This window comes from Mesorhizobium australafricanum, from assembly GCF_033977265.1.
In the GTDB taxonomy this organism is placed as follows: domain Bacteria; phylum Pseudomonadota; class Alphaproteobacteria; order Rhizobiales; family Rhizobiaceae; genus Mesorhizobium; species Mesorhizobium australafricanum.
In genome coordinates, this window is sequence record NZ_JAVIIT010000017.1 from 62,548 (window position 1) to 88,190 (window position 25,643).

Below are 25,643 nucleotides of genomic sequence, written 5' to 3' on the forward strand. Positions count from 1 at the left end.
TTCAGCAGTCGAAGCCGTATGCAGAACGCATGTAATCCGCCTCTTCCTTCGACATCTTCTTGAACATCACGCAGACGGTGAAGCTTCCGACCTGATGGCCGTTTTTGGTATAGCCCCAGTCGGAGATATCGTCCCTGGTGAATTCGATGTTCTGGCCGAGGACCACGTTGCGGACGATTTCCGGCTCGTTCGCCAATATGCCGACGAAGCCGGTGTCGGTCCGCCTGAACGGGATGACCCAGAAGTGCTCCGTCGTATTTCCGTCTACGACCATCACCTTCAGCTTGAACCTGTCGGTTCCCGGCGGCGGAGCGTCGGACAAAGCCAGGAATCCATCCAGGCCGGATCGCGCCTTTGCTATCGCCGCCGCCATATCGGCGTCGTCCGAGGCGATCATCATCGCCTTGTCGTCGTTTTGCGCCCGAGCATGCAAGGGGATGAACGCCAGCAGCAGGCATAGCGCGATACGAACGGCAATTGTCATGACATCCCCCAACCCCAGTCAAGGGTACTATCTTCCTGTAATATGTCGGCATTATCAATCGAACTGCGGCTCGCCGCCAAGTTACCAAGGTCGTCGGCGGACGCCTGCCATTGCGACAATGGTTTGCGAAGTGGCCCACGCTGATCTCATTGGGACATGATAAGCGGCAACGACCCAGGCTGCCGATCGAATACATTGAATGGAACTGCGCGGAGAGGACAGGATATGCGACTGAGATTTGCGGCAGTGGCGTTCGCAGCGATCGTGCTTTGCACAGGGCTTGTCCGCGCCGACGACCCGAAGGCCTTCAAACTGACCGTCGACGGCGTGACTGTCGACATCGATCCCGGCGAGGATGTCGACGTGACCTTGCCCGGCGGCAAGACCAGCAAGGTAAGGCTCGAGCACAATGATTTCGCCACCTTCTCGGGCGGCACATTCTCCTTCGTCCATCCGAGCACCAATTCGGTAACCAAGACCGATCTCGGCGACGGCATCGCCCAGTATCTGATGGCATCGGCGCTCGGCACCCTCGTCGTGGTGCAGAAGTACGACAAGATGAACCCTGTCTCCCTCAACCAGCTGATGCTGCAGGAGATGACCAGGGAAACGGTCCAGGCGGGCGGGCAGCTGACGCAGCAGCCGACGAGCCGCAAGCTAGCCGACGGCAAGGAGCTGACGGGGCTCAAGGCCACCGTCAAGACGCGCACCGATCGGGCGGATTTCGAGATCGTCGGCTTTGGCACCGCCGATCAAGGGCTGCTCTTCATCACGCGCATCGGCGACCAGGACAACGCCACCGAACAGCCGCTGATCGACAAGTTCTGGGAGACGCTCAGGATCAAACTGTAGGCGGGCTTACAGCCCAGTCAGACCGGCCAGCCAGCCCGCCGACCGCTTTGCCGCGTCCACTGTCGCGGTGGCGGCGCGACCAAGATCGGTCTTGACCACGGCATAGCCTGTCTTGGTGCGGTAAAGCACGGCGCGGCCGCCATCGACCGACCCATAAAAGGCGACCGGTTTCGCCGCTTCCGTTTCGCTGGCGGTCACCGTCGCGCCGACCGGGACGCTCGGGCGATGGTCGAGTTCGGGCGGCAACGGGGCGATGGTTTCGACGACGCGGTTCGCGGGCTTCAGGTCCGGCCTGGAGGCTTTCGCGGCGAGCTGGGAGGAAGAGGCCGAGCCCTTGACGCGGCAGATGCCTGAAACCAGCGGATAGTTGAAATTGCGCTGATGCAGCATCTGGCTCTTCATCGCCGCTTCGCAGTCGGCAATCGTTGTCCATTTGGCCGGCGTCTCACCGATATATTCGCACAGCTTGGCGTCGCAGTCGCAGCCGACAATGGTCATGGCGACAAGGGCGGTCTTGATCACGGTCTCGTCCCTTCGAATTCGTTCCCGGTGAATCGCTGGGGAACAAGGCGGGATTTGGCCGCGATTGTGAATTGTGCATGACCGCGCGTTGTTGAAGGTTGCTTGGCTTCCGTCTGTGGCTGGAAAGCATCAGTGGCAGGTGCTGGGGAGGTGTGGGGTGCGGCGAAAAGCCGGCGAGGCGGACAGCCCCAGAAAGACAGTCGGCGCTGGGATTTCTCCCAGCGCCTCCCTGTCAGATCAGGAACCGGTCAAGGCAGCAACTTCCGTAAAGTCGTCGCGCCAGGCCAGCCTTGATTTTGACGGTCCTGCCAGTCGCCACCCGAGGGCAGCGCCCGTTCCAGACCACGCCGATCTCCACCCTTGCGGGCTTCGCCCAGCGTGCCATCGAAGGTTTTTACCGGCCTTCATGGCAGCATCGGTCCGCCGTCGGCGTTGGCACGCTTTCCGCGGCACCCGTAGGTCTCGGCATCCGTCCCTCCAACAGGCGAACCTGCTCTCGTTCTGGGCCGTACGGGCCTCAGGAAATCCGCCTTGCGCTTTTGCCTTTCGGCTGGGCGTTCGGTAGCCGCCTGAGATGGGTTGACTGTACGCCGGGTAACGGGTCTGGGGAATGCCGGTGTGCCTGTGGATAGCGGGATTATCGGGGACCAATGGCAAAAGCCCCGGAACTTGCCGGCCCAACCCCATTAGACAGCCTGTCCCGCATTTCTGTGACCCTTGGATGCTGGAGCCTTGCCCCGCCGCCCGGTCCGCGTTTCAATGCCGGCAAAAGACTTTGGGCCGGCAAAAGACTTTGGGCCAGCAAAAGACTTTGGGCCGGCAAAAGAGTTGAACCGGGAAAAGACTTTGGGCGCCAGCGCGGAATCCACCGCGCACTTTGGGCGACCTGCCTCGGGGGAGATCAGTTTGAAGGTCGGGGTGGTTCTCAATCCGATTGCCGGAGGCGGCAAGCTCAAGCGGCATTGGACGGAGGCCGCGGCGTCGCTCAACCGGAATTTCGGCGATTTCGACTTGCGGGAGACTCAGGCCAGCGGCGACGCCGAGCGGCTGGCGATCGACCTCGCCGCCGGCGGATGCGACCTGGTGATCGCGGCAGGCGGCGACGGCACCGCCAGCGAGGTGGCCGACGGGTTGCTGCAGGTACAGCACGAGACCGGCCGCGAAAGCGCGCTGGGGGTTCTGCCTTGCGGCACCGGCATCGACTTCGCGCGCGGGCTCGACTTGCCGCGCGGCATCGACGCCACGCTGAAGCGGATCGCCGATGCCAAGGGCCGGAAGATCGACGCCGGGCGTGTCTGTTACATCGACGACCATGGCGCGCTGGCCAGCCGCCATTTCATCAACATCGCCAGCCTCGGCCTGTCCGGCGCGACGGATCGCGCCGTCAATGCCGATAAGCGCAAGGGCAGTGTCTCGGCCAAGGCGCTGTTCTTCTGGCGCACGGTGCTGGAGTTCATCCGCTACCGCTTCCAGGACGTCCGGATCACCATCGACGACGGCGAACCGATCGAGGCGCACGTGGCGCTGGTGGCGGTGGCCAATGGCAGGTTCTTCGGTGGCGGCATGATGATCGCGCCGGACGCCGAACTCGCCGATGGCCAGTTCGACATCGTCATCCTGCGCGCGGCCGGCAAGCTCGGCCTAATAAGGGACATCCGCCTCATCTATGGCGGTCGGCATCGCAACCATCCGGCAATCACCATCCTGCGGGGACGCAAGGTGCTGGTCGAGCCGCTGGGCGATATCGAGAAGAACGGCGCGCTGGTCGACATAGACGGCGAGTCTCCAGGCCGGATTCCGGCGACGTTCGAAATCCTGCCCGGCGCGCTGACGCTGAGAGGTTGAATCAACTGGCTGAAGGCTTGATTCAGCCGATACAGTCAGGCGATTGAAATAGCTGGCTAAATTTTTGCCGGATTACAGTTCGAGCTTGGCCGGGAAGCCCGGCGCGCGAAGCTCCGTCCCGACCGCATCCTCCAGCAGCTTGACGATCCGGGTCGACCAGGCGTCGCCGCCATAGGCGCGCTTGCCCTCTTCGAAGATCGCGTTGACGCGCGACGCCAGATCGAGCGGCACGCCGAAATCCCTGCCCATGGCCAGCGCGAAGCCGAGGTCCTTCAGCGCCAAGTCCATGGTGAAGCCGATATCGTAGGAGCCGTTCAAGACGAGCTGGCTTTCGGTTTCGTGGACGAAGCTGTTGCCAGAAGAGGCGACGATGGCGTGGTAGGCCTGGGCAAGGTCGAGCCCGCCTTGTTTGGCGAGCATCAGCGCCTCGCCGGCGGCGACCAGATGGATGAAGGCCAGCATGTTGGTGATGACCTTGATCACCGCCGCCGAGCCGAGCGGTCCCATCAGGAACGATTTCGCGCACATCGCCTCGATCGCCGGACGGTGTCGCTCATAGAGCGCGGCGTCGCCACCGACGAGCGCGGTTATCTTTCCAACGGCAGCCAGATGCACGCCACCTGTGACCGGACATTCCAGCGTGTCGATGCCTTTTTTCGAAGCAAGCGCGGCGAGCCGCAGTATCTCGTCGCGGCCATTGGTCGACATCTCGATCCAGGTGCCGCCCGAGGGCAGGCCCCGAAGCAATCCGTCCGGACCGGCGAGCACCGCTTCGCTGACCCTCGGCGAGGGCAGGCAGGTTAGCGCATTGCCGGCGCGGGCGGCGGCATCGGCCGGGCTGGTCGCCGGCGTGGCGCCGAGCGCAACCAAGCGCTTGATCGCTTCAGGCTCGCGGTCGAAGACGGTGACGGCAAAGCCGCTGCGCAGCAGGCTGGCGGCAAGGTTGCCGCCGAGATGGCCGAGGCCGATGAAGGCGTAAGCGAGGGTCACGGCATCAGCGGCGTCTGCATCATCTGCAGATGCAGGTCCTTGCCGCTATAGGGATGCGCGTCGCAGACGTCTTCGTCGAGCTCCACGCCGAGGCCGGGCTCCTTCGAGGGGATGACGTTGCCGTCCTGCCATTCGATCTTCTTCTTGAGCAGTTTTTCGTGGAAGCCGTCCCACTGCTTGAGCGATTCCAGGATGAGGAAATTGGGCAGCGTCACGGCAAGCTGGATGTTGGCTGCGCCGACGATTGGGCCGCAATAGCAGTGCGGCGCCACCTGTATGTGGTAGGCCTCGGCCATGGCCGCAATCTTCTTGGTCTCCAGAATGCCGCCGGAGCGGCCGAGATCAGGCTGCAGGATCGTGGCGGCACGGTTTTCGATGACGCGGGCGAATTCGAATTTCGTCGTCAGACGCTCGCCCGTGGCGATCGGGATGGACGTGCCGCGGGCGACCTGCGCCATCACCTCGGGCATGTCCGGCGGCACCGGCTCCTCGAACCAGAGCGGATCGTAGGGCTCGATGGCGCGCGCCATGCGCAGGGCACCGGAAGCGGTGAACTGGCCATGCGTGCCGAACAGGATGTCGGCGCGCGTGCCGACCGCCTCGCGGATAGCCTTGATCATGCGCGCCGAAAGGTCGATGTCGATCAAGCGCGGCTGATGGCCGTCATAGGCGGTGTAGGGGCCGGCCGGATCGAGCTTCACGGCGTTGAACCCCTGCTCGACATATTCAAGCGCGCAGGCGGCGGCCATGTCGGGATCGTTGTAGACATTGCGACCGCGCGCATCTTCCGAATGGACGCTGCCGGTGTGCGGATAGAGATAGGTGTAGGAGCGCAGCGTCTCATGCACCTGGCCGCCGAGCAGCTTATAGACCGGCTTGTCGGCTTCCTTGCCGATGATGTCCCAGCAGGCCATTTCCAGCGCCGAGAAGCAGCCCATGCCGGAGACGTCGGGACGCTGGGTGAAGCCGGAGGAATAGGCGCGCCGGAAGAAATTCTCGATGTCGTGCGGATCGCTGCCGACGAGATAGCGCTCGGCCATGTCCTCGATCATCTTCGCGGTGACATGGGCGGAGAAGGTCGCGTTGTAGGCCTCGCCATAGCCGACCACGCCGCCATCAGTGGTGAGCTTGACGAAGATGAAATACTTGCCGCCGATGCCGGGCGGCGGGTTGCCGACAACCCAGGTCTTTACGTCGGTGATTTTCATTTGTGATCCTCCAGAACCAGCTCGGCGCCTTTCCATCCGGTCAGGATCGAGGCGGCGTTGGTGTTGCCCGTGATGTTGTCGGGGAAAATCGAAGCGTCGATGACGCGCAGCGCTTCCAGCCCATGCACCCTCAGCCGCGGATCGACCACGGCGCGCGCGGCATCCGGTCCCATGCGGCAGGTCGAGACCGGATGATAGACGGTGCCCGAGCGTTTCCTGAAATCCTGGATCAGGTCGGCGTCCGACTTTATCGACGGGCCGGGCAGAACCTCTTCCTCGATGATCTCAGCCATGGCCGGCATCGAGGCGATCCTGCGCACGAACTTCACCGCCGCCAGCATTTCGTCGACATCGGCATTGGTCGAATAGGCATTGGGCGTGATCCTCGGATAGTCGCGCGGGTCGTTCGAGCGGATCATGATCTCGCCGCGGCTCGACGGGCGGCAGTTGGACAAGCCGATGGAGAAGCCCGGCCAGGGGTCGGGCGTCAGGATCGGGCGTTCGCCGCTCTTTGGGATGACGGTCGAAAAGGCCTGGAAATAGAGCTGCATGTTCGGCCGCGTCATCGACGGGTCGGTGCGGAAGAAGCCGCCGGCATTGTTCATCGACAGCGACAGCGGACCCGAGCGCAGCAGGATGTATTGCATGCCGACCAGGAGCTTGCCCCACCAGGGGCGCAGGATCTGGTTCAGCGTCGGCAGCTTGCTCTTGAAGGTGTAGTTGATGCCGACGTGGTCCTGCAAATTGGCGCCGACATTGTCGTTGGCGTGGATGACCGGGATGCCGAGATCGCCGAGCAGTTCCGCCGGGCCGATGCCCGACAGCTGCAACAGTTGCGGCGAGTTGACCGAGCCGCCCGAAAGGATCACCTCGCGGCCCGCGCGGACAGTTTTCCTCTCACCGTTCTGCTCATATTCGACGCCGACGGCGCGCTTGCCCTCAAACAGGATTTTCGTCGCCAGCGCGTTGGTCTCGACATGGACGTTGCCGCGTCTCATCGCCGGCCGCAGGAAGGCGCGGGCGGCGGACATGCGGCGGCCGTTCTTTGTCGTGATCTGGTAGACGCCGACGCCTTCCTGGGAGGCGCCGTTGAAGTCCCGATTGAACGGCAGCCCGGCCTGCTGGGCGGCGGCAAGATAGCGTTTGGTCAGCGGGTGCACGGCGTTCGTGCAGTCGGTGATGTGCAGCGGGCCGCCGACGCCGCGCCACTGGTCGGCGCCGGCCGCATTGTCCTCCATCGCCTTGAAAGAGGGCAGGAGGTCGTCATAGGCCCAGCCGGGATTGCCCGCGGCCGCCCAGGCATCGAAATCCTCCCGCGCGCCCCTGATGAAGACCATGGCGTTGATCGAGCTCGAGCCGCCGAGCAGCTTGCCGCGCGGCCAATGATCGGCGTTGTTGCTGAGACCAGGATCCGGCTCGGTCTTGTAGCTCCAGTTGACGACCGGGTCGAAGAAGGTCTTGCCGTAGCCGAGCGGCATCTGGACGTAGAAGCGTCGGTCGGTCCCGCCGGCCTCCAGCACCAGCACCGAAAAACGGCCCGACGCCGACAGCTTGTCGGCAACCACCGAACCGGCCGAGCCGGAGCCGACAACAATGAAATCATAAGTCCGCATGATGGGTGGGCGCGCTCCGAAATTCGCGGGCTAGCCTAGACATTGCCGGCTCAAGTCGTCGCCGTGGCTTCCGGCATGGCTTGTGAAAAAAGCGACCGCTTCGGCGACGTAGCTTTCGCTTTCAGCAGAGCTTGCGACATCGCAACTGCGTTGGTACGGGTTCAGGAAAGCAGCGGCTGAAGGACCTCCCCATGGTGCATTACGCGGACGGAAAACCGCTTGGCGATCTCACGCTGCGCACGCTCGCCATGCCGTCCGACGCCAATGCCGCCGGCGATATCTTCGGCGGCTGGGTGATGGCGCAGATGGATCTTGCCTGCGGCATCCGCGCCGCCGAGCGCGCCAAGGGCCGCGTGGTGACGGCAGCGGTCAAGGAGATGTCCTTCGCCAAAGCGATGAAGATCGGCGACACGCTCTGCATCTACACGCATGTCGAGCGCGTCGGCCGCACCTCGATAATGCTCAAGGTCGAGGCCTGGGCGCAGCGCTACCTTTCCGACCTGATGGAGAAGGTCACCCATGCCGATTTCGTCATGGTGGCGCTCGACGGCGAGGGCAAGCCGAAGCCGGTTCCGGCCGAGAGCTGACGGGTCCTGATTCTCCCAGCTTGCGGTTTTGTAACAACGCCCGCGCGGCGGATGCGCTCCGCGACATCCAATGGTTGCCTTCACGCCTCACTTTGAGGCTGCGGGGGAAAGACAATGCGTCAACACATGCTGAACGGCTGGCTCGTGGCAGCCCTTGTCGCCCTGATCTGCCTGCTCGGCATAACAGCCTATATGGAGGTCAGGAAAGACCTTCCACGCGTTGCGTGCATGCGGGATTTGAAGGCGGTCGACAAGCGGGCGGCACAGTTGGAAACCTGCTCGACGGCGTGCTGCAACGGTACCTCCGCAAGCGCCTGACAAGTGGCTGTCTGAAGGGGCTTCTCGTTGGCACGGCGACTATGGGCGGACGTGTGCAAGGCTGGCCCGGGACCGCTCCGGATCTGATCGAAAATCGGATGGCGTGAAGCAGCCGGCGCTGAGCCGCACGGCTCATCTAACGGTTCAAAATCCCTTGAACTATAAGGGTTTCAGGCCACCTGGCCGTCGAACCTCGCGCGTGCTTCGCGGACCCGATTGGTGTTCTTGCGCGCCCATTCGCCGAGCGCGCCAACCGGCACCAGCAGCTCGTGGCCGAGCTCGGTCAGCTCGTAATCGACACGCGGCGGAATGGTCGGAAACACTTTTCGCGTGACGAAGCCGTCGCGCTCCAGGCCGCGCAAGGTAGTGGTCAGCATCTTCTGCGAAATGCCGCCGACGGCCGCGCGCAATTCGTTGAAGCGCATTGCCCCGCCGCCCAGCTTGCCGACGACGAGCACGGTCCATTTGTCGCCGACCCGTTGCAGGATTTCCGACACGGCCCGGCAGTCCTCGGTGTTGTGCGGGTGCCTCAGTAACAAAAACGTGCCTCCTTGCGCGCCGATTTGTCAGTATCACATATAGCGCCGGTATCCAAACGATACCAGAAATCCCGCAAGGAGAGCCCCTTATGTCCAAGCCCAAAATTGCTATTGTCGTCGGTTCGACGCGCGCCGCCCGCTTCGCCGACGTGCCGGCGCAGTGGATTGCCAAGATCGCCAAGTCCCACGCCGATATCGACGTCGAAGTCGTCGATCTGCGCGACTGGCCGCTGCCCTTCTTCGACGAGGTCGCTTCCTCCGCCTGGGCGCCGTCGCAAAATGAAGTGGCGCAGCGCTGGCAGAAGAAGGTCGCCGGGTTCGATGGCTTCATCTTCACCGCCGCCGAATACAATCACGGCCCGACCGCCGTCTTGAAGAATGCCATCGACTACGCCGCCAATGAGTGGAACAAGAAGCCGGCCGGCTTTGTCGGCTATGGCTCGGTCGGCGGCTCGCGAGCGGTCGAACACCTTCGCCTTGCCGCTGTCGAGTTGCAGATGGCGCCCGTCAAGTCGGCCGTGCATATCGCCTGGGGCGATTTCCTTGCCGTCCGCCAGGGCGAGAAGAAGCTCGAGGACATCGAGCATCTGAACCAGTCGGCCGCCGCGCTGGTCAATGATGTCGCCTGGTGGGCGAAGGTGCTGAAGGCCGCGCGTGCCGCCGACGCGATCGCCAGCGAAGCCCAGGCCGCTTAAAAAGATTATCTTCCCAAGATTATCCTCTTGAGGGCGGCGCTTGCGCCGCCCTTTTCAACTTGTAGAATTGTAGAAACGACCTCACCGATCTGTCTTGGCCTGATGATACAGCTGGCAAGGCGTTCCCGATTGTTCAGTTCGTCAGCGTGGTTCTGACCCTCTCACAAAGCGCCAGCAGGATCGGCTCGAGACTGAGGCAGGAGAGCGCATTCCGCTGGACCAGGCCGGGGCATCAACTGGTTGAGGAGCCGTTCGAGGGGCAAGGTCGTGCTGATACCGCAGCTCTTCTGCCTGATGCCCACACTATGTTGACTGGCGAAGGTGAGGCGCAACGCTCCAGCCTCGCGTTACAGATGCTCCCTCATCCTCAGGCACCGACATCGCAAGCGTGGACGATTTTTGGAAGATAGTCGTGGCAGAAGTCCAGATAAGTCCTGACGATGGTGGATGGGTGGCGATGAGGCGGATAGACCAGGTTGATCGACCACTCCGGCAAAGGGTATTGCGCCAGCAATGGCACCAGGCGCTTTTCCCGGATGGGCGCGGCCGCCAGGAACGGCGGCAGTTCCGTCACCACGTCGCCACCGAGCGCGCGGCTGCACAGATGGTGATAATCGTTGGTGGACAGGACCGCCTGGGGCTCGACCACATGGCTGCCTAACTCCCAGCGCACCGCAGCATCGACACGCGACGCCCATACCGCGCAGGGGAAGCGATGAAGTGCGTCGGGCTCGGCCGGCATGCCGAAGCGCTCCACCAATTTCGGGCTGGCGACAAGAATGTTGCGATACGACAGCACGTGTCGCGCCACCATGGTCTCGTGAACGATCGCACCCACACGAAGGGCGACGTCGATGCCGTCCTCAACCAGGTCCATGCGACGCTCGGTCGAGTAGACGTAAACCTGAACGCCCGGGTAGCTGCGCTGGAACGCGGCGATCAGATCCCACCATGGCTGGAACGTCTGCGGCAAGGACAGGCGCAGGCGCCCTTTCAGCCGTGCCTGATCGCTCACCACGGCCTGCTCGGCTTCCAGCAATGCCTCGATCCCGCGGTTGGCCTGCTCGTACAGCCTTGCCCCGGCATCGGTCAATTTCGTGCCGCGCGCCGAGCGCTCCAGCAATTGCACCTTGAGTTGGCGCTCCAAGTCACGGATTCGGCGGCTCAGCGTTGGAAGCGGCATTCCGAGACGGCTTGCCGCCGTAGAGAGGCTGCCGGCTTTGACAACCGCGACAAACATCCGGGTGGCATTCAAGTCCATGGCATAGCCTACCAGATTCGATAGGCTCGCTGTCAATGTTGGTCGTTAATTTCCATATTTGATCGATCTACTATGCGGTGCAGCGGGAAGGGCTCATTGTACGGAAAGCATCATGACACAGACCAGCATGAGGATATTGGCGGCCATGTCACTGGCGATGGTAAGTTCAGTCGCATCGGCGCAAACGACCGCCTCAGCTGTCAATCCCGTCACCGTCGACAACTACAACCGCGCTCAGACCGACGTTAATTTCGTCGGGGTGGTCAAGAATGGCGGCTTCGGAAAATTCCGGCATGGGCGCGAGCTGGCTCCTCCTGTGCAGCAAGGCATCGTTCGTCCCAATCGCGACACCTTGTATTCATTTGCGATCGTCGACCTCGACGCCGGGCCAGTGACGATCGCGCTGCCAGACGCCGGTAAGCGCTTCGAGGGGATGCAGGTCGTCAACCAGGATCAATACACTTCGGCCACGTATTACGGCGTGGGCACCCATACCCTGACCAAGGAGATGATCGGCACGCGCTACGCCATTGTCGTCGTCCGTTTCCTTGTCGACTTCTCGCACAAGGACGATGTCGATGAGGTCCACACTCTGCAGGATGCGATCAAGTTCAGCCAGGAACGTCCCGGCACGTTCGAAATTCCCGATTGGGATGAGGCAAGCTTGAAAAAAATACAAGCGGCGCTGGTCCAGCTTGGAACCACGGTTTCCGATACTCGGCGTATGTTTGGCGCCAACAAGAATGAGGTCGACCCGGTCAGGCACCTGATCGGTAGCGCTATGCTTTGGGGCGGCTACCCGGAGAAGGATGCGCTCTATCTGCCGATCACGCCGGCCCGGAACGACGGCAGCACGGTCCACAAGCTCAGCGTCGGCGATGTGCCTGTGGACGGGTTCTGGTCGCTCACCGTTTACAACAGCAAGGGTTACCTCCAGCCGAACCAGTACAATGCCTATTCGGTGAACTCCGTCACGGCAAAAAAGGGCCCGGACGGCTCGGTCACCATCGAGTTCGGCGGGTGCGACGGCAAGATCCAGAACTGTCTGCCGATCGCGCCGGGTTGGAATTACACGGTACGTCTGTTCCGCCCGCGCGCGGAAATCCTGAACGGCACATGGACATTTCCGTTGGCGCAACCGGTGGGTTGAAGCGGGGCTGACGGCTCAGCCTACCGCAGCAAGGTACGCCACAAACCAATCCCCGATGCCGATCGTCACAGCCATGTGACTTGCATTATGCTATTTACCTGCTATGAGTCACTTTCATCTTGAAAGGAACTCATAGCCGTGGTCGCAAAAACAAGTTTCGAAACGCGTCCTTGCCCGATTGCGCGCAGCCTCGATGAAGTCGGCGAGTGGTGGAGCATCCTGCTGCTGCGCGACGCGTTCCAGGGCCTGACGCGCTTCGACCAGTTCCAGAAGAGCCTGGACATTGCCCCGAACATGCTGACGCGGCGGCTGAACAGCCTGGTCGAGCGCGGGCTGTTCGAGAAGCGCGCCTACTGCGAACGGCCGCTTCGGCATGAATATGTGCTGACCGCCAAGGCGCGCGATTTCCGTCCGGTGATGCTTGCCCTGCTTGCCTGGGGCAACAGGCATCTGGCGCCCGAGGGTCCGAGTCTGGTGGTGGTGGACAAGGAAGACGGGCGCTGGGCCGATCCGGTTCTGGTCGACCGCGAGAGCGGGAGGCAACTCGACAGCGGCGGCTTCGCAATGGCGACGGCGCCGATGGCCACCGACCGGATGCGCCAGCGCTATCGCTTCAGCACGGAAGGTTCGGGCCTGCCGCTCATCGATAATGGGCTAAATAGCCAGGTTGAGGCTCGGGGCCAATGAACAAGGCGCTTTCTCCCGCTGAATTGCAGCAGCCATCGACGGTTCAGATCCAGGCCATCGCTCCGACGCCCGCGAGATCGCGCCGCAAACCGTTCCTGCTAGGCGCGGCGTTGGTCGCGATCGGCGTCGCCGGCTGGTATGGCGTGAACTGGTGGCAGGCCAATCGCTTCCTGGTCTCGACCGACGACGCCTATGTCGGCGGCAATGTCACGCCGCTCGCGCCGCGCGTCGCGGGACATATCGACCAGGTTCTCGTCGAGGACAACCAGCATGTCGCAGCGGGCCAGCCTGTCATCCGCATCGACGACAGGCCGTTCAAGGCGGCGCTGGAGCGCGCGCAGGCATCGGTGCAGCAGAAGCAGTCGGCGCTCGACAATCTGCGCGCGCAGATTTCGCTGCAGAACTCGCTGATCGAGCAGGCCAAGGCTGATCTTGAGGCGAAGAGCGCCACGGCGGTGTTCACCGCGCAGGATGCCAAGCGCTATCAGGTGCTGGCCAGCGCCAGGACCGGTTCGCAGCAGGATGCCCAGAAGAGCGCCGCAGCCGACGGCCAGGCGCAGGCATCCGTCACTGCCGCCCGGGCGGCGCTTGCGGCGTCCAGGCAGCAACTCGACGTCCTCAACACGCAGATTTCGGAAGCGACGGCGGAAGTCGCTGCCGCCAAGGCGGATCTCGATACGGCGGAACTCGACCTCGGCTTCACGGAAATCCGCTCGCCGATCGAGGGCGTTGTCGGCAACAGGCTGGCGCAGGTGGGCACCTTTGTTTCGCCGGGCAGCTACCTGCTGACCATCGTTCCCGCCTCGGGCCTTTGGGTCGATGCCAATTTCAAGGAAGACCAGCTGCGCGCGATGGCCGGCGGACAGGCCGCGACCGTCTATGCCGATGTCGCCCCCGACCAACCGCTCAAGGGTCACATCACCAGCCTGGGGCCGGCCACGGGGGCGATCTTCAGCGTCATCCCGCCGCAGAATGCGACCGGCAATTTCACCAAGATCGTCCAGCGGGTCCCGGTCAGGATCGCCATCGACGGCGACCAGGCTGCCAAAGTCGCGCTGCGGCCAGGCCTGTCGACGGTCGTCACCGTCGATACCGGGTCGCACTGAGGGGCTCCATGTCAGCGCCGGCCGCCCCGCAATCCTTCTTCGCGAGCATCCTGCCGTTCATGGTGATGTGCGTGGGGATGTTCATCGCGCTGCTCGACATCCAGATCGTTGCCTCCTCGCTGCAGGATATCGGCGGCGGCCTGTCGGCCGCGCAGGACCAGATCGGCTGGGTCCAGACCTCCTATCTGGTGGCGGAAATCATCGTCATCCCGCTGTCGGGCTGGCTCACCCGCGTCTTTTCCACCAGATGGCTTTTCACCATCTCGGCGGCCGGCTTCACGCTGGCCAGCATGCTTTGCGGCTTTGCCTGGAACATCGAAAGCATGATCGTGTTCCGGGCGCTGCAGGGGCTGCTCGGCGCTTCGATGATCCCGACGGTGTTCACCTCGTCCTTCCATTATTTCCAAGGCCCGAGGCGCGTCTATGCCGCCGCCGTCGTCGGCAGCATAGCGTCGATCGCGCCGACGCTCGGCCCCGTCATCGGCGGCTGGATCACCGACACCTTGAACTGGCACTGGCTGTTCTATGTGAATGTCGTCCCCGGGGTGGTCATCACCATCCTTGTTGCGCTTCTGGTCAAGATCGACAAAGCCGACCCGTCATTGCTGAAGGGCGCAGACTATATCGGTATGGCCCTGATGGCGGTCAGTCTCGGCACGGCGGAATATGTCCTGGAGGAGGGTTCACGCTGGAACTGGTTCGACGACGCGACGATCCGCAACGGCGCTATCGTCGCCGCAATTACCCTGGTTCTATTCGTCATCCGAAGCCTGACCTATGCGCAGCCCGTGGTCGACTTCCGCGCCTTCGGCAACCGCAATTTCGCCATCGGCTGCTTCCTGTCCTTCGTCACCGGCATCGGCATCTTCGCCACGATCTATCTTACGCCGCTGTTCCTGGGTTACGTACGCGGCTACAACGCCTTGCAGACAGGGCTGGCGGTGTTCTCCACCGGCGTCGCCTCGATGATCGGCGTTCCCGTCTATATCTTCCTCGCCAAGCGGTTCGATACGCGTTGGCTGATGATGTTCGGTCTGGCGTCCTTCGGCGCATCGATGTGGAGTTTCAGCGCCATCACCAGCCAATGGGGCTCCGCCGAGCTCCTCATCCCGCAAATCTTTCGCGGATTCCCGCAGGTCTTCGCCGTGGCGCCGAGTGTCAATCTCGGGCTTGGCAGCCTGCCACCGGACCGGCTGAAATATGCCAGCGGCCTGTTCAACACCATGCGCAATCTCGGCGGCGCGGTCGGCATCGCCATTTGCGGCGCGATCCTCAACAACCGCACCAATTTCCATTTCCTGACGATCGCCTCGCATCTGACGCCGCGGAACGAGGCGGCCATGCGTCTGCTGGACAATGTGGCGCAGCGCTATGGACAGTTGCCCGGCGCCATCGATGATGGCCACGCCGCGTCGCTGAAGCAGCTCTGGCAGCTGGCCTATCGCGAGGCTTCCACGATGGCCTATGCCGATGCGTTCCTGGTCATCATGGTGGCTTTCGTCATCGCCACGGCGCTGGTTCCGTTTCTGCGCAACGTGACGCCGAAGGCGCCGCCTCCGGACGCGCATTGAGCGGAACGGAAGCAATGGCAGTCGGCAACTCGGAGCCTACCACTTGACGCTGAAGCCGACCGAGCCGCCAAAGGAATGCTGTCGCCAAAATCCTCGAGGCTCGAGCGGGCGAGCAGTTCGCCATGGACAGCGTAGCGGTCGTCGGGCCAGCTCAGCGAGCCGCACCGGGTGGCGCCGTCGGATTATCCGCACCCCATGATAGTCCGCAGACATGCGTGCGGAGGCCTGGGCGCTACCCTGGGAGATACAGCGCGCGGTCGAAAATCAGCGGGGGACGATCAGGCACAAGCCCGTTCAAGCTCCGCCGACAGTTGGATTGGGTCGGAAACGCCCCGTCCGAAAAGCGCCATGACCCTGAGCGCGATCCGTTCGCGCTCATCATCGTCCGCAACGTGATGCTTTGCGCAGTAGTCGGTCAAGGCTTTTGTGAGAATGCCGAGCTGGGCGGAATCCGCTACGCCGTAAGCTGACATGCTTGCCTCCCTGGACCGGGGCGAAAGCATGATAACCGCTTCCAAGCGTCCGCTTGCCTCTACTCGGTGCGGACGACCAAAGCAGCGTACGCTTGAAATGTGACCGTTACGAGTCAGCTCGCGGGGACTGAAGTCTGCAACTTCTTCAGCAGCCGCGCCTCGCGAAGAGTTCGCATCGATGCCGATCATCTCGAAAAGGCCGCGGGCCTGGGCCTCGGTGATGCCGTTTTCTTCACAAGAAACTGGATCCGGAATTCCTTCTCCGCCTGTATGCGTTCGTCGCGCTCTTGCTTGCTCTCGGCCATGGAATTTTTCCCCATGTCCTAGAACCGCAAGTTATCGCCTAAAGTTCCGCTCTCAGAACCGCGGCACGGATCTATCAGCGCACCACCGGGCGGTGGCCGTCGGGCAGGCGGGTGGCGATCAGCTTGTCGATGCGGCGGCCGTCGAGGTCGACGACCTCGAAGCGCCAGCCTTGCGCGTCGACGCACTCGCCGGTCGCGGGTAGATGATGCAGATGCGACAGCACATAGCCGGCGACGGTTTCATAGTCGCGGTTCTCCGGCAGGTCGATGCCCAGCACCTCGGCCATCTCGTCGGCCTGCATGTAGCCGGCGAGCAGCCAGGAGCCGTCCTCGCGCTTCACGGCGTTTTCCTCCTCGCCGGCCTCGAGGTCGGAGCGGAAGACGCCGGTGATGGCTTCGAGGATGTCGGCCGGCGTGACGATGCCTTCGAAATGGCCGTATTCGTCATGGACCAGCGCCATCGGCACGTCCGATTCCTTGAGTTTCTGCAGCACGTCGAGCGCATCGGCCTGATCGTGGACGATCGGGGCAGCGCGCACATGCTGGCGCGGATCCAGCACCCTGCCGGCAAGAAGGGCCGCCAGCACGTCGCGCGTCTGGATGACGCCGACCATGGCGTCGACATTGCCGTCGCCGACAGGCAATCGCGAGTGCTGGGTGTCCATCAAGAGTTTTCGAACCGTAGCCTCGTCGGATTGCAGGTTCAGCCAGTCGACCTCGGTGCGCGGCGACATCACGGCGCGCACGGCACGGTCGCCGAGACGCATGACGCCGGCAATCATGCGGCGCTCGTCGGATTCGATGGTGCCGTGATGCTCGGCCTCGGCGACCAGCATCTTGATTTCCTCGTCGGTGACCTTCTCTTCCGCCTCGCCGCTCTGACCGAGCAGCCATAGAATGGCGCGGCCGGAAAGGTCGAGCAGGACGACGACCGGCGCCGACACGGTGGCAAGGATGGTCATCGCGGGCGCTGCCCTGACGGCGACGCGCTCCGGGTCCTTCAGCGCGATCTGCTTCGGCACCAGCTCGCCGACGATCAGCGAGGCGTAGGTGATCAAAGCAACGACGATGCCGACGCCGACCGGGTCGGCGATGTTTTCGCGGATGCCGGTCGAGGCCAGATATTGCGCCAGCCGCTGGCCAAGGGTCGCGCCCGAAAACGCGCCCGAGAGAACGCCGACCAGGGTGATGCCGATCTGCACCGACGACAGGAACTTGCCGGGGTTCGAGCCGAGCGCCAGCGCGCGGCCGGCGCCCTTGACGTTGCGGTCGATCATCGCCTTGAGGCGGGCGGGCCGCGACGAGACGATGGCAAGCTCCGACATCGACAAAAGGCCGTTCACCAAGATGAGGACGGCAACGACGGCGATTTCAACATAAAGCATGGGCGGTCAATAGCATTGCTGCAGTGCATTCGAAAATAGCCCGCCGTTATTTTTGGAAGATGACAGGCGCACTGCTCAGGCGGCATCCCAAATCGGTGCCGACAAATGCCCGACAAGAGCGTTTCACCGTTTCACGGAAACGGCGAACCGCTCTATCTCTTTGTTTTGATGCAATTCCGGAACGGAAGGCTACGGCGAAGGCGTCGAGCCTAACTGCTAGGCGCTGTTCCTGGAATTGCTCCAACGTGTCGCGCACCTTTGGCGTCAGCGCGCGCATGACGTCACTGCGGAGTCTTCAACACGCCGATCACAGCCATGCCGTCGGTGAAATAGGGATCGCCGCCGCCGTTGCGTCCGGCTTTGGTGGCGCCGATCCCTGGTATCTGGCTGGCCGATGCCAGCAAACCGGCGTTCTGCAGGTCGCCGATCACGAAATTGCGCTCCTCATCGATGTCGGGGCCGATATGGTGGGTGACGGCGCCCGTGTCGTGGCTGAGGCCGACGCCGCGATCGAAGCTCGCGGCACCCAGCCAGAGCGGGCGGCCGTCATCACCGACAGTGTCCGTCTGCCAGAAGCGGACGTGGTGGCGCCGGTCGGCGCTGCCGCCGACTGGCTTCTCGAAGGCAAGATCCTGCGCGCGGCCCTCGAACAGCAGGCGGCTCATCGGCGCATCGGGATAGGGGCGGGAAAACAACACGCTTTCGCCGATGTCGATCGCGGTCCGCAGCGTCACGGCGTCGGCCGTATCCCAGCCGGCGACGGCGAAGGCGTGGACGACTTGCTTTCCGGTGCCGACCAGGCCGATATTGATCGGATCGCCGGGAATGCCCTGCGGCGTATGCGTCACCATCTCGAAGGGCCGGGTGCGGAAGCCCCGCTCCCGCCAGGTCCAGAATCCCGGCGCGGCGACATAGGCGAGCGCCAGGTAGAAGGCGCAAACCGCCGCCAGCCAGATCGCCGCGTGCCGCCTCAGGCTTCGCTCACCCACAACCAACCGCTCCCAAATCCATAGGCGACCATTTTATGCGGTGTTGGCCGTTTTGGGGCTGAATTGCCTCAGCGGCAGGCGCGGTAGCCGCTTTTGCGGTTCTTGATGTCGAAATGGAAGTGGTTGCGGTGGTCGTAATTGTAGCCCGGGCCGAGCACGGTGGTGAAATACTCGCAGCCGTCGGCGCGCACATTGTTGAGGAAGCCGCGGGTGCGGAAGGCGAACAGGCCGGGCTTGCGGACGTCGATGTCGTCGCCATTGTTGAGCTCGATGCTCATGACGTCGAGCGCGTTGCCCTTGCCATGCTCGGACAGGACGCCTTCGCCGGCGATGTTGCGGCATGAATAGCTGGACCCTTGGTGGATCGCCTTGACGCCGGAGAAATAACGCCAGCGGGCGGCCGGCTGCAGCTCGTTTTTCGTCCAGGCGGCAAAGGTGGCGGCCATGTTGCAGGTCAGCGTTGCCGCCGGCTGCATGGCGACGCTGCCGATCGCCGAGACCTTCACCGGAAAATCGATGCCGCACTGGCCTTCATGGATCGGCTGGATGTCCTGATAGACGACGCCCATCCGCTTCAGCTCGTTGCGGCAGTCGATTTCGCTGGCCGGCATCTGCTCGACCGGCGACATCGGCTCATCCATGCGCGGATAGGCGGCCTGTGTCATGTAGGGATTGGACGGAACAAGCCGCTGCATGCCGACATATTGCGGGGCCTCCGGCACGGCGGCGGTCTGGCTGCCGACATCTACGGCCGGCTGCAGCGCAAAGACGTCGCCGGTCGTGCAGGCCGATATTGTCGCGATGGCAACGCCTGCGACCAGCCCGACGATCGTGACGCGCGCACGCTTGTGCTGTTGCGCCGCGACCAGCATAGCGCCAAGTCTTCGAGCCATCGAAAGGCATCCTTGTCCCCAAGAGCCGATCCCTGTTGGGATCATGCTCCCGAATGGCACAAGGTTAACCGTCAACGGTAAAGGAAAGATCAGCGCCGGCATTCACGCATGGGGCGGAATTGCGGCGCTGTTCTTGGGCGGAAGCGCCCAAGACTTCCGGGATTTACCTATTGGCAGAAAGTGCCGCCGTGGCGGCGGGGCTCCAGATCGAGGTGGAAATGCAGCGCGTGATCAGCGTCGGCGCCTGGCCCGAGCACCGTCTTGAATGGCCCGCAGGCAGCCTTGCGCACCGCGTTGAGGAACTTCGCGTCCTTCTCCGGCGGCGTCGGCCCGACCTCGATCTTCCTCCCGTCCGACAAGGTGAAGCTGGCGATATCGAGCGCGTTGCCGAAGGCGTGTTCCGACAGTTTGCGCGTGCCGTTGCGCGGGCGGCAGACAAAGGCGGAGGCCTGGTTGATCGACTTCAGGTCGGCGCCGAATTCGGCCTTCGCCGCTGGCTGGACGGTGTCTGCTACGAAGCGCGCCGTCGCCTCGGCCATATGGCAGTTGAGTTCGGTGCCGGCGCTGATGCCGGTGGATTTGCCGAGTGTTTGCAGAATTACCGGGTAAGGAATCGAGCAGCCGATTTCGGCATCGTGTTCGGCCTTGTGCTCCTCGAATTGGACGCCAAGCGCCTTCAACCGCTCGCGGCAGGCGGTTTCTTCTGCCGGCATCTTGTCGGCCGGCAGATCGGCCGAGCGCGGATCGGGAAGCATCTTTTCCTCGCCGGCATCCGCCGGCTTTCCCGGTGGTTGCGGCGCGGTCTCCGGCGACTCCGGCTCGAGTTCGGCCGGTTTCTCCGGCGGTGTGGGGACAATGTCCGGCGTCCGCGGCTCGGGTTCCGTCTGCGGCCCGGATTCAGCGCCCTTCGAACGCGGCGGACGGGCATCCCATTTCGGGTGCGACTTCTCCTGGTTGATGAAGTCGTCATTGCTGTCCGCGCGCGGTTTGCCTTGCCGGGACTTTTCGGTGCCGTTCTCCAGATCCTGCGGGCGCGGTCCTGGATCCGGCGTGGCCGGTGGCGTTTCCGGCGCCGGAGCGGCGCTCTGGCTGGCCGGCGGCAGGTGTCGTTTATGCCGATGATGATGCTTGGCCATGGCCGGCGTAACCACGAGGGCCGCAGCCGCCAAAGGCAGCGCCAGTTTGCAAAGTCGTGAAAAGCTCAGCGTTGCCATCGCCCCGAAACGGCGGTCGCGTTGCGAAGTTGCTTGCTTCACCCCCCTTGCCGATCACAATCGGTTACCGGCGCGTTACGCGCCGATGGCTTCAAGGCCTTCCTCCAGCCAGTCGGCAAGCATTGGCAGGCCGAGCAGATATTTGGCCGTGCGCTTTCTGGGGCGGTCCCTGGCGGTGGCCACCGCATCCGCCCATTCGGTTGCGTCATAGTCGCCGCGCCCGACCCAGGCGAGCGCGATCAATTCGGCCGCTTCGTCGATGTTGAGATCGTTGATCAGCTCGCGGAATTCTTCCTCGGTGAGGTCTTCCGAGGCTTCCTCGACGAGGCCGTCATGGTGATGGCTGGCATGCCTGTCGCCGTCGAACTCCACCTCGTGCTCGGCACCGTCATCGTAATCCTCGTTGACGGCCGCGCTCAACGCCTTCGCCTTGAGGATGAACAGGCGAACGGTGTCCGGGTCGATCGAAAGATCCCATTCCTTATCGAGGCGCTGCTGCACGGCCCTTCTCCACGTGATGCGCTTGGCCCCGATGATAGCGGATTTGCAGCGCGCGTCACGTCCGGAGGTAACGGCTTCTTTCCAGCCGTTCAAAATAGTTCGGCATCTGCCTGGATTTCGGGATGAAACCGCACCGAGGCGGCGTTAATCTGGCATTCTCACGCTCAAGGAGGCTTCGATGCGCAGACGTTTGCTTGTTCAGGTCATGGCTATCGCGGCGCTGCCGCTGTTCGCCGCGCCGGCTTATACTGCCGGTGAAGGCGGCGGCGGGAGCGGTCAAACCACTACCCAGTGCAAGAAGGGCGAGGTCTGGGACAAGAAGAAGCAGAAATGCGTCGTGCCGCAATATGGCATGCTGGATGACGACAGCATCTACGAGGCCGGCCACGATCTTGCGATGGCCGGGCGCTATGACGAAGCCATTTCCGTGCTGACGCTCGCCGCCAACAAGCAGGATCCGCGCATCCTCAACTATCTCGGCTATTCGCATCGCCATTCGGGCCGCGTCACCGTTGGCCTCGGCTATTACGAGGAAGCGCTGAGGATCGACCCGAACTATACGCTGGTGCGCGAATATCTCGGCGAGGCGCATCTGCAGATCGGCGATCTCGCCGGCGCCCAGCAGCAGCTCCAGGAGATCGAAAAACGGACCGGCAAGGGCTCGCGCGAATACGGCATGCTGTCGGAGCAGATCGGCCATTTCCTGAGGAGCTGAACTGCCCTCAACACTGTTTGAGGCCGGCTGCGGGCAACCGCAGCCGGCTTTTTGTTGCCTGTCGTCGTTCGCCCTCAGCTAGGCCCGCGAAAGCGGTGATCATTTTGCCGAACTTCAATTTTTGGGCGTGAAAATCGCGCAAAGATCGCTATATTCGGGGAAATTGTGGTGAAACGGTTCCGTTAGCCCGAGGCTGCCGGACCGTTTTCTTTTTGTACCCATTGACAAGGCCGCTCCCGAAAACGGGGGTGGCGGCAGGAAAGGTCAGGCATATGATCAAGGTCCCGATGACAGGCGAGGGGTTCGCGTCATTGAAGGAAGAACTTCGCTGGCGTCAGCAGGAGGAACGTCCTCGTATCATCGAGGCGATCTCCGAAGCGCGCTCGCATGGCGACCTGTCCGAAAATGCCGAATATCACGCGGCCAAGGAGTCGCAGAGCCACAATGAAGGCCGTGTCAACGAGCTCGAGGATCTGATCGCGCGCGCCGAGGTCATCGACGTCTCCAAGCTCAGCGGCGACAAGGTGAAGTTCGGCGCGACCGTCGTGCTGGTCGACGAGGACACCGAGGAAAAGAAGACCTATCAGATCGTCGGCGACCAGGAAGCGGACGTGAAGTCCGGCCGCATCTCGATCTCCTCGCCGATCGCGCGTGCGCTGATCGGCAAGGAAGTCGGCGACGCCATCGAGGTCAATGCCCCGGGCGGCGCACGCGGGTATGAGATCGTCCAGGTCCAGTTTATCTAAGCGTTCAGGCTGAGCAGTTGCTCAGCCTCCGCCATCACGTCAGCCGGCGTTACCTTGCCGCCGGCGGGCGCCAGCAAAGTTGACGAGAACGGCCCGCGCGGACCGGTCAGGCCTGGCTCCGTCGCCAGGAAGACGGCGACGGTCGGCAGGCCGAAGGCGCTGGCGAGGTGGGTGAGGCCGGTGTCGGCGCCGATGACAAGCGCCGAGCGACCGAGGACCGCGGCGACATCCGCGAGCGGCGATTTCGGAACCAGCACCGTCCTTGGCACGGCTGCGGCAATGGCTTCCGCTACTTTCCTTTCCGCCTCATTCGACCAGGTGACCACCGGCGTGAACTGCCGGTCGGCCAGTTGGCGCGCGGTTTCGATCCAGTCCTCGACCGGCCATTTCTTGTCCTCGCGGCTGGTGCCGTGCAGCAGGAAGGCGGTTCTGCCTTCAACGCCGGGCAGCCCGCCCGCCGGCGGCACGATGCCGGACTCGAGCGCCGACAGGTCGGGCTGATAGCCAAGCGCCAGGCCGAACAGCCGCCTGGTGCGTTCGATGGCGTGCAGGTCGCGCGGCACGGCGTATTTGCGCTGATAAAACAGCGTTGCGGAAGGCTCGCGGGCGCTGGCCCGATCGAAGCCGGCAATCGGCGCGCCGGCCTGGATGGCGACCAGGGCCGACTTCAACAAGCCTTGCGCGTCCATGACGAGATCGTAGCGGGAGGCGCGGAGCGCTCGGCGCAGTCCCGCCATCTCGCGCCATGTGCCGCCGTCGAACAGCGTCTTGCGCCAGCGCCGGATCGCCACCTTGTGGATGGTTGCAATCGCCGGATGCAGTCCCACGATCCCGGCAAACGGCTCCTCCACGCACCAGTCGAAGCTGATATCGGGGCGATTGCGGATCGCGTCTTGGACGGCGGGAAACGTATGAATGACATCGCCCATCGACGACGTCTTGACGATCAGCACTTTCATGCGGCCGCCGGAACCTTCAGCAAACGCTCGGCGGCGGCGGTGACGCGGGCAACATCGAGCGTCTTGAGGCAGTTGAGGTGCCCGAGCGGGCAGACCTTCTTGTGGCAGGGCGAGCAGGACAGATGCAGCCAGATCAGCTCGGAGCGCTCGCTGAGCGGCGGCGTGTTTTCCGGCGAGGTCGAACCGTAGACGGCCACGATCGGCGTGCCGACGGCGGCGGCGACATGCATCAGCCCGCTGTCGTTCGACACCGCAAGCTTCGCCGCGGCGATCAGGTCGATGGCATCCTCCAGCCGCGTCTTGCCGGCAAGGTCGATGGCGCCCGGCGCGAGCGCGGCGATCTCGCCGGTCACGTCGGCGTCGTTCTTGGAGCCGAGCAGCGCGACGGCCAGACCCTTGGCCATCATGTCCCGGGCAAGCCCGGCATAGTGATCGCTCGGCCAGCGTTTCGCCGGGCCGAACTCGGCGCCGGGCATCAGCGCCACGAATTTCCGGCCGGTCAGCCCGAAGCGCGCCAGCAAATCGGCCTGATTGGCCTTGTCGACGGTAAGCCTCGGCGCGCGAAAGGTGCCGCCGCGAGCGAGGCCGAAATAGGCGCGCGCCGTGCGCCGTTTCAGAGCTTCGGGCAGCGGCACGATGTCGGTCAGCAGGCCGTAGCGCATTTCGCGCAAATTGCCGACACGATGCGGGATGCGGGCAAAGAACGGGATCAGCGCCGATTTCCAGCTTCCCGGCAACACATAGGCCATGTCGTAGCGGCCACGCAGCAGCCGGCCGAAGCGCCTGCGGCTGCGGAATTCGAGCGCTCCCGGCATCAGCGGAAAGTCGATCTGGCTGCGTATCTCGGGCATGCGCTTGACCAGGGGTGCCGCCCAGGCCGGCGCCAGCACGTCGATGGCCGCGTTCGGATGCATTTCCTTCAGCGCCGCAAACAGGCACTGCGCCATGACCATATCGCCCACCCAGCGTGGGCCGATCACGAGGATCGTTGGGCCTTCAGCCATTCGACATAGTCCCTGACGCCGGTTTCGACTGTGCGGAATTGGCCATTGTAGCCGGCCGCGCGCAAGCGGGACATATCAGCCTGCGTAAAACTCTGGTAGCTGCCCTTGAGGTGATCGGGGAAGGGGATGAATTCGATCTGCCCTCGACCCAGTGTGTCGATCACCGTTTCGGCGATGGCGCGGAACGGCTGGGCGCGGCCGGTACCGCAGTTGAAGATGCCGCTCAAACCACGTTTCCACAGCCACAGATTGACCTCCGCGACATCGCCGACATGGATGAAGTCGCGGCTCTGTTCGCCAGGGCCGAAGTCGCCATAGGCGCCGAACAATTTCGGATTCTCGCCGCGCTCGACCTGGTTGAACAGGTGGAAGGCGACCGAGGCCATGGCACCCTTATGCGCCTCGCGCGGCCCGTAGACGTTGAAATAGCGCAGGCCGGCGACCTGCGAATGGTCGGTGTCGAAGACGTTGCGGCGGACATAGTCATCGAAGAGTTTCTTCGAATAGGCATAGACGTTGAGTGGCCGCTCGAAGTCGGGCTCCTCGCGAAACTCGCTGCCGCCGCCATAGACCGAAGCCGACGAGGCATAGAGGAAGGGCACGCGAAGCGCCAGGCAGGCATGTAAGAGCCGCTTCGAATAAGCGTAGTTCACCTCCATCATGAACCTGCCGTTCCACTCGGTGGTGGTCGAGCAGGCGCCCTGATGGAAGACGGCCTCGATGCGGCCGAGCGCGCCGTCCTCGACCCGGGCGAGAAAATCGTCCTTGTCGAGATAGTCGGCGATGCGAAGGTCGGCTAGGTTGGCGATCTTGTGGCCGTCGGTGAGATCGTCGACGACGACGATGTCGTCATGCCCCTCGGCGTTGAGCGCGGCGACGATGTTGGAGCCGATCATGCCGGCGCCGCCCGTGACGATGATCATAAAGGCCTCTGTCTAGCTGCGATTCCGGTTCTTATAAGGGAGGCTCGCCGGGCTGTCGACAAAGCAGGCGTCGTCCTGCGTCTCCGTTCGATGCTTGTCTATTTTGTC

The 25,643-nt window shown here is 63.3% G+C and carries 28 protein-coding genes; 11 read left to right on the forward strand and 17 right to left on the reverse strand.

The features are described from left to right. Position 1 precedes the first annotated feature (1 nt). Positions 2-484, reverse strand: a complete 483-nt coding sequence (locus tag RFM98_RS25750; protein ID WP_320311429.1) for a YegJ family protein — start codon at positions 482-484, stop codon at positions 2-4. Positions 485-709: 225 nt separating this feature from the next. Here RFM98_RS25750 and RFM98_RS25755 point away from each other — a divergent pair, with 225 nt between their 5' ends. Continuing rightward, on the forward strand, positions 710-1,336 hold the full coding sequence (locus RFM98_RS25755; RefSeq protein WP_320311430.1) for a hypothetical protein: 627 nt from the start codon (positions 710-712) through the stop codon (positions 1,334-1,336). 6 nt (positions 1,337-1,342) lie between these two features. Here the strand turns inward: RFM98_RS25755 and RFM98_RS25760 are convergent, their stop codons facing one another. Further along, complete coding sequence (locus RFM98_RS25760) at positions 1,343-1,858, reverse strand: hypothetical protein (protein ID WP_320311431.1); 516 nt, start codon at positions 1,856-1,858, stop codon at positions 1,343-1,345. A 906-nt stretch (positions 1,859-2,764) separates the two neighbouring features. On the opposite strand from RFM98_RS25760, the gene RFM98_RS25765 reads away from it, so the two are divergent. Continuing rightward, entirely contained in the window at positions 2,765-3,703 is a 939-nt protein-coding gene (locus RFM98_RS25765) for a diacylglycerol/lipid kinase family protein (protein WP_320311432.1), read from the forward strand. Positions 3,704-3,775: 72 nt separating this feature from the next. Here the strand turns inward: RFM98_RS25765 and RFM98_RS25770 are convergent, their stop codons facing one another. Genes RFM98_RS25770 through RFM98_RS25780 form a run of 3 tightly spaced genes read right to left on the reverse strand, consistent with a single transcriptional unit; the run spans position 3,776 to position 7,514 of the window. Continuing rightward, the gene (locus tag RFM98_RS25770) at positions 3,776-4,693 is read right to left on the reverse strand and encodes an NAD(P)-dependent oxidoreductase (protein ID WP_320311433.1); all 918 of its coding nucleotides are present in this window, start codon (positions 4,691-4,693) and stop codon (positions 3,776-3,778) included. Further along, positions 4,690-5,901, reverse strand: coding sequence for a mandelate racemase/muconate lactonizing enzyme family protein (locus tag RFM98_RS25775; RefSeq protein ID WP_320311434.1), 1,212 nt, complete (start codon positions 5,899-5,901; stop codon positions 4,690-4,692). The genes RFM98_RS25770 and RFM98_RS25775 overlap by 4 nt, the downstream gene beginning before the upstream one ends. After that, positions 5,898-7,514 (reverse strand): GMC family oxidoreductase, encoded by a 1,617-nt coding sequence (locus RFM98_RS25780; RefSeq protein WP_320311435.1) that lies wholly within the window; start codon positions 7,512-7,514, stop codon positions 5,898-5,900. Before RFM98_RS25780 ends, RFM98_RS25775 begins: the two co-directional genes overlap by 4 nt. Positions 7,515-7,705: 191 nt before the next feature. Between RFM98_RS25780 and RFM98_RS25785 the strand changes: the two genes are divergently transcribed. Further along, positions 7,706-8,101 (forward strand): acyl-CoA thioesterase, encoded by a 396-nt coding sequence (locus RFM98_RS25785; protein WP_320311436.1) that lies wholly within the window; start codon positions 7,706-7,708, stop codon positions 8,099-8,101. Between the two features lie 114 nt (positions 8,102-8,215). Further along, positions 8,216-8,419 (forward strand): hypothetical protein, encoded by a 204-nt coding sequence (locus tag RFM98_RS25790; protein WP_320311437.1) that lies wholly within the window; start codon positions 8,216-8,218, stop codon positions 8,417-8,419. Between the two features lie 170 nt (positions 8,420-8,589). Here RFM98_RS25790 and RFM98_RS25795 read toward each other — a convergent pair whose 3' ends face one another. After that, positions 8,590-8,958 (reverse strand): winged helix-turn-helix transcriptional regulator, encoded by a 369-nt coding sequence (locus RFM98_RS25795; protein ID WP_320217523.1) that lies wholly within the window; start codon positions 8,956-8,958, stop codon positions 8,590-8,592. An 89-nt stretch (positions 8,959-9,047) separates the two neighbouring features. On the opposite strand from RFM98_RS25795, the gene RFM98_RS25800 reads away from it, so the two are divergent. Next, a complete protein-coding gene (locus RFM98_RS25800) occupies positions 9,048-9,653 on the forward strand; it encodes an NADPH-dependent FMN reductase (RefSeq protein WP_320217524.1) in 606 nt (201 codons plus the stop codon). A gap of 367 nt (positions 9,654-10,020) precedes the next feature. Here the strand turns inward: RFM98_RS25800 and RFM98_RS25805 are convergent, their stop codons facing one another. Beyond that, a complete protein-coding gene (locus RFM98_RS25805; RefSeq protein WP_320311438.1) occupies positions 10,021-10,914 on the reverse strand; it encodes a LysR family transcriptional regulator in 894 nt (297 codons plus the stop codon). A gap of 112 nt (positions 10,915-11,026) precedes the next feature. Here RFM98_RS25805 and RFM98_RS25810 point away from each other — a divergent pair, with 112 nt between their 5' ends. The 4 genes from RFM98_RS25810 (at position 11,027) to RFM98_RS25825 (ending at position 15,428) form a co-directional block, all read left to right on the forward strand. Beyond that, positions 11,027-12,064, forward strand: coding sequence for a DUF1254 domain-containing protein (locus tag RFM98_RS25810; protein WP_320311439.1), 1,038 nt, complete (start codon positions 11,027-11,029; stop codon positions 12,062-12,064). Positions 12,065-12,202: 138 nt separating this feature from the next. After that, positions 12,203-12,751: a winged helix-turn-helix transcriptional regulator gene (locus RFM98_RS25815; RefSeq protein WP_320311440.1), complete on the forward strand. Its 549-nt coding sequence runs from the start codon at positions 12,203-12,205 to the stop codon at positions 12,749-12,751. Beyond that, positions 12,748-13,857, forward strand: a complete 1,110-nt coding sequence (locus RFM98_RS25820; protein ID WP_320311441.1) for an HlyD family secretion protein — start codon at positions 12,748-12,750, stop codon at positions 13,855-13,857. Before RFM98_RS25815 ends, RFM98_RS25820 begins: the two co-directional genes overlap by 4 nt. A gap of 8 nt (positions 13,858-13,865) precedes the next feature. Continuing rightward, positions 13,866-15,428, forward strand: a complete 1,563-nt coding sequence (locus RFM98_RS25825; RefSeq protein ID WP_320311442.1) for a DHA2 family efflux MFS transporter permease subunit — start codon at positions 13,866-13,868, stop codon at positions 15,426-15,428. A 278-nt stretch (positions 15,429-15,706) separates the two neighbouring features. Here the strand turns inward: RFM98_RS25825 and RFM98_RS25830 are convergent, their stop codons facing one another. The 7 genes from RFM98_RS25830 to RFM98_RS25860 form a co-directional block, all read right to left on the reverse strand. Beyond that, positions 15,707-15,901 carry a hypothetical protein gene (locus RFM98_RS25830; protein ID WP_320311443.1) on the reverse strand — a complete coding sequence of 65 codons (195 nt, stop codon included), beginning with the start codon at positions 15,899-15,901 and terminating at the stop codon, positions 15,707-15,709. A 379-nt stretch (positions 15,902-16,280) separates the two neighbouring features. Further along, positions 16,281-17,591: a hemolysin family protein gene (locus tag RFM98_RS25835; protein WP_320311444.1), complete on the reverse strand. Its 1,311-nt coding sequence runs from the start codon at positions 17,589-17,591 to the stop codon at positions 16,281-16,283. Between the two features lie 46 nt (positions 17,592-17,637). Then, positions 17,638-17,868 carry a hypothetical protein gene (locus RFM98_RS25840; protein WP_320311445.1) on the reverse strand — a complete coding sequence of 77 codons (231 nt, stop codon included), beginning with the start codon at positions 17,866-17,868 and terminating at the stop codon, positions 17,638-17,640. Between the two features lie 4 nt (positions 17,869-17,872). Then, complete coding sequence (locus tag RFM98_RS25845; protein WP_320311446.1) at positions 17,873-18,580, reverse strand: LssY C-terminal domain-containing protein; 708 nt, start codon at positions 18,578-18,580, stop codon at positions 17,873-17,875. 68 nt (positions 18,581-18,648) lie between these two features. Beyond that, entirely contained in the window at positions 18,649-19,473 is an 825-nt protein-coding gene (locus RFM98_RS25850) for an extensin-like domain-containing protein (RefSeq protein WP_320311447.1), read from the reverse strand. A 167-nt stretch (positions 19,474-19,640) separates the two neighbouring features. Beyond that, positions 19,641-20,687: an extensin-like domain-containing protein gene (locus RFM98_RS25855; protein WP_430682350.1), complete on the reverse strand. Its 1,047-nt coding sequence runs from the start codon at positions 20,685-20,687 to the stop codon at positions 19,641-19,643. 75 nt (positions 20,688-20,762) lie between these two features. Beyond that, entirely contained in the window at positions 20,763-21,188 is a 426-nt protein-coding gene (locus tag RFM98_RS25860) for a DUF3775 domain-containing protein (RefSeq protein ID WP_320217531.1), read from the reverse strand. Between the two features lie 178 nt (positions 21,189-21,366). Here RFM98_RS25860 and RFM98_RS25865 point away from each other — a divergent pair, with 178 nt between their 5' ends. Next, positions 21,367-21,903 (forward strand): tetratricopeptide repeat protein, encoded by a 537-nt coding sequence (locus tag RFM98_RS25865; RefSeq protein ID WP_320217532.1) that lies wholly within the window; start codon positions 21,367-21,369, stop codon positions 21,901-21,903. A gap of 272 nt (positions 21,904-22,175) precedes the next feature. Beyond that, positions 22,176-22,649: a transcription elongation factor GreA gene (greA, locus tag RFM98_RS25870; RefSeq protein WP_126088090.1), complete on the forward strand. Its 474-nt coding sequence runs from the start codon at positions 22,176-22,178 to the stop codon at positions 22,647-22,649. Here the strand turns inward: greA and waaC are convergent. From waaC to rfaD, 3 genes are read right to left on the reverse strand one after another with little or no spacing between them, the layout of a single operon-like run. Continuing rightward, positions 22,646-23,608, reverse strand: coding sequence for a lipopolysaccharide heptosyltransferase I (gene waaC / locus RFM98_RS25875; protein WP_320311449.1), 963 nt, complete (start codon positions 23,606-23,608; stop codon positions 22,646-22,648). The genes greA and waaC overlap by 4 nt on opposite strands. Further along, the gene (waaF, locus tag RFM98_RS25880) at positions 23,605-24,612 is read right to left on the reverse strand and encodes a lipopolysaccharide heptosyltransferase II (RefSeq protein WP_320311450.1); all 1,008 of its coding nucleotides are present in this window, start codon (positions 24,610-24,612) and stop codon (positions 23,605-23,607) included. Before waaF ends, waaC begins: the two co-directional genes overlap by 4 nt. After that, the gene (gene rfaD, locus RFM98_RS25885; protein WP_320311451.1) at positions 24,585-25,535 is read right to left on the reverse strand and encodes an ADP-glyceromanno-heptose 6-epimerase; all 951 of its coding nucleotides are present in this window, start codon (positions 25,533-25,535) and stop codon (positions 24,585-24,587) included. The genes waaF and rfaD overlap by 28 nt, the downstream gene beginning before the upstream one ends. Between the last annotated feature and the right edge of the window lie 108 nt (positions 25,536-25,643).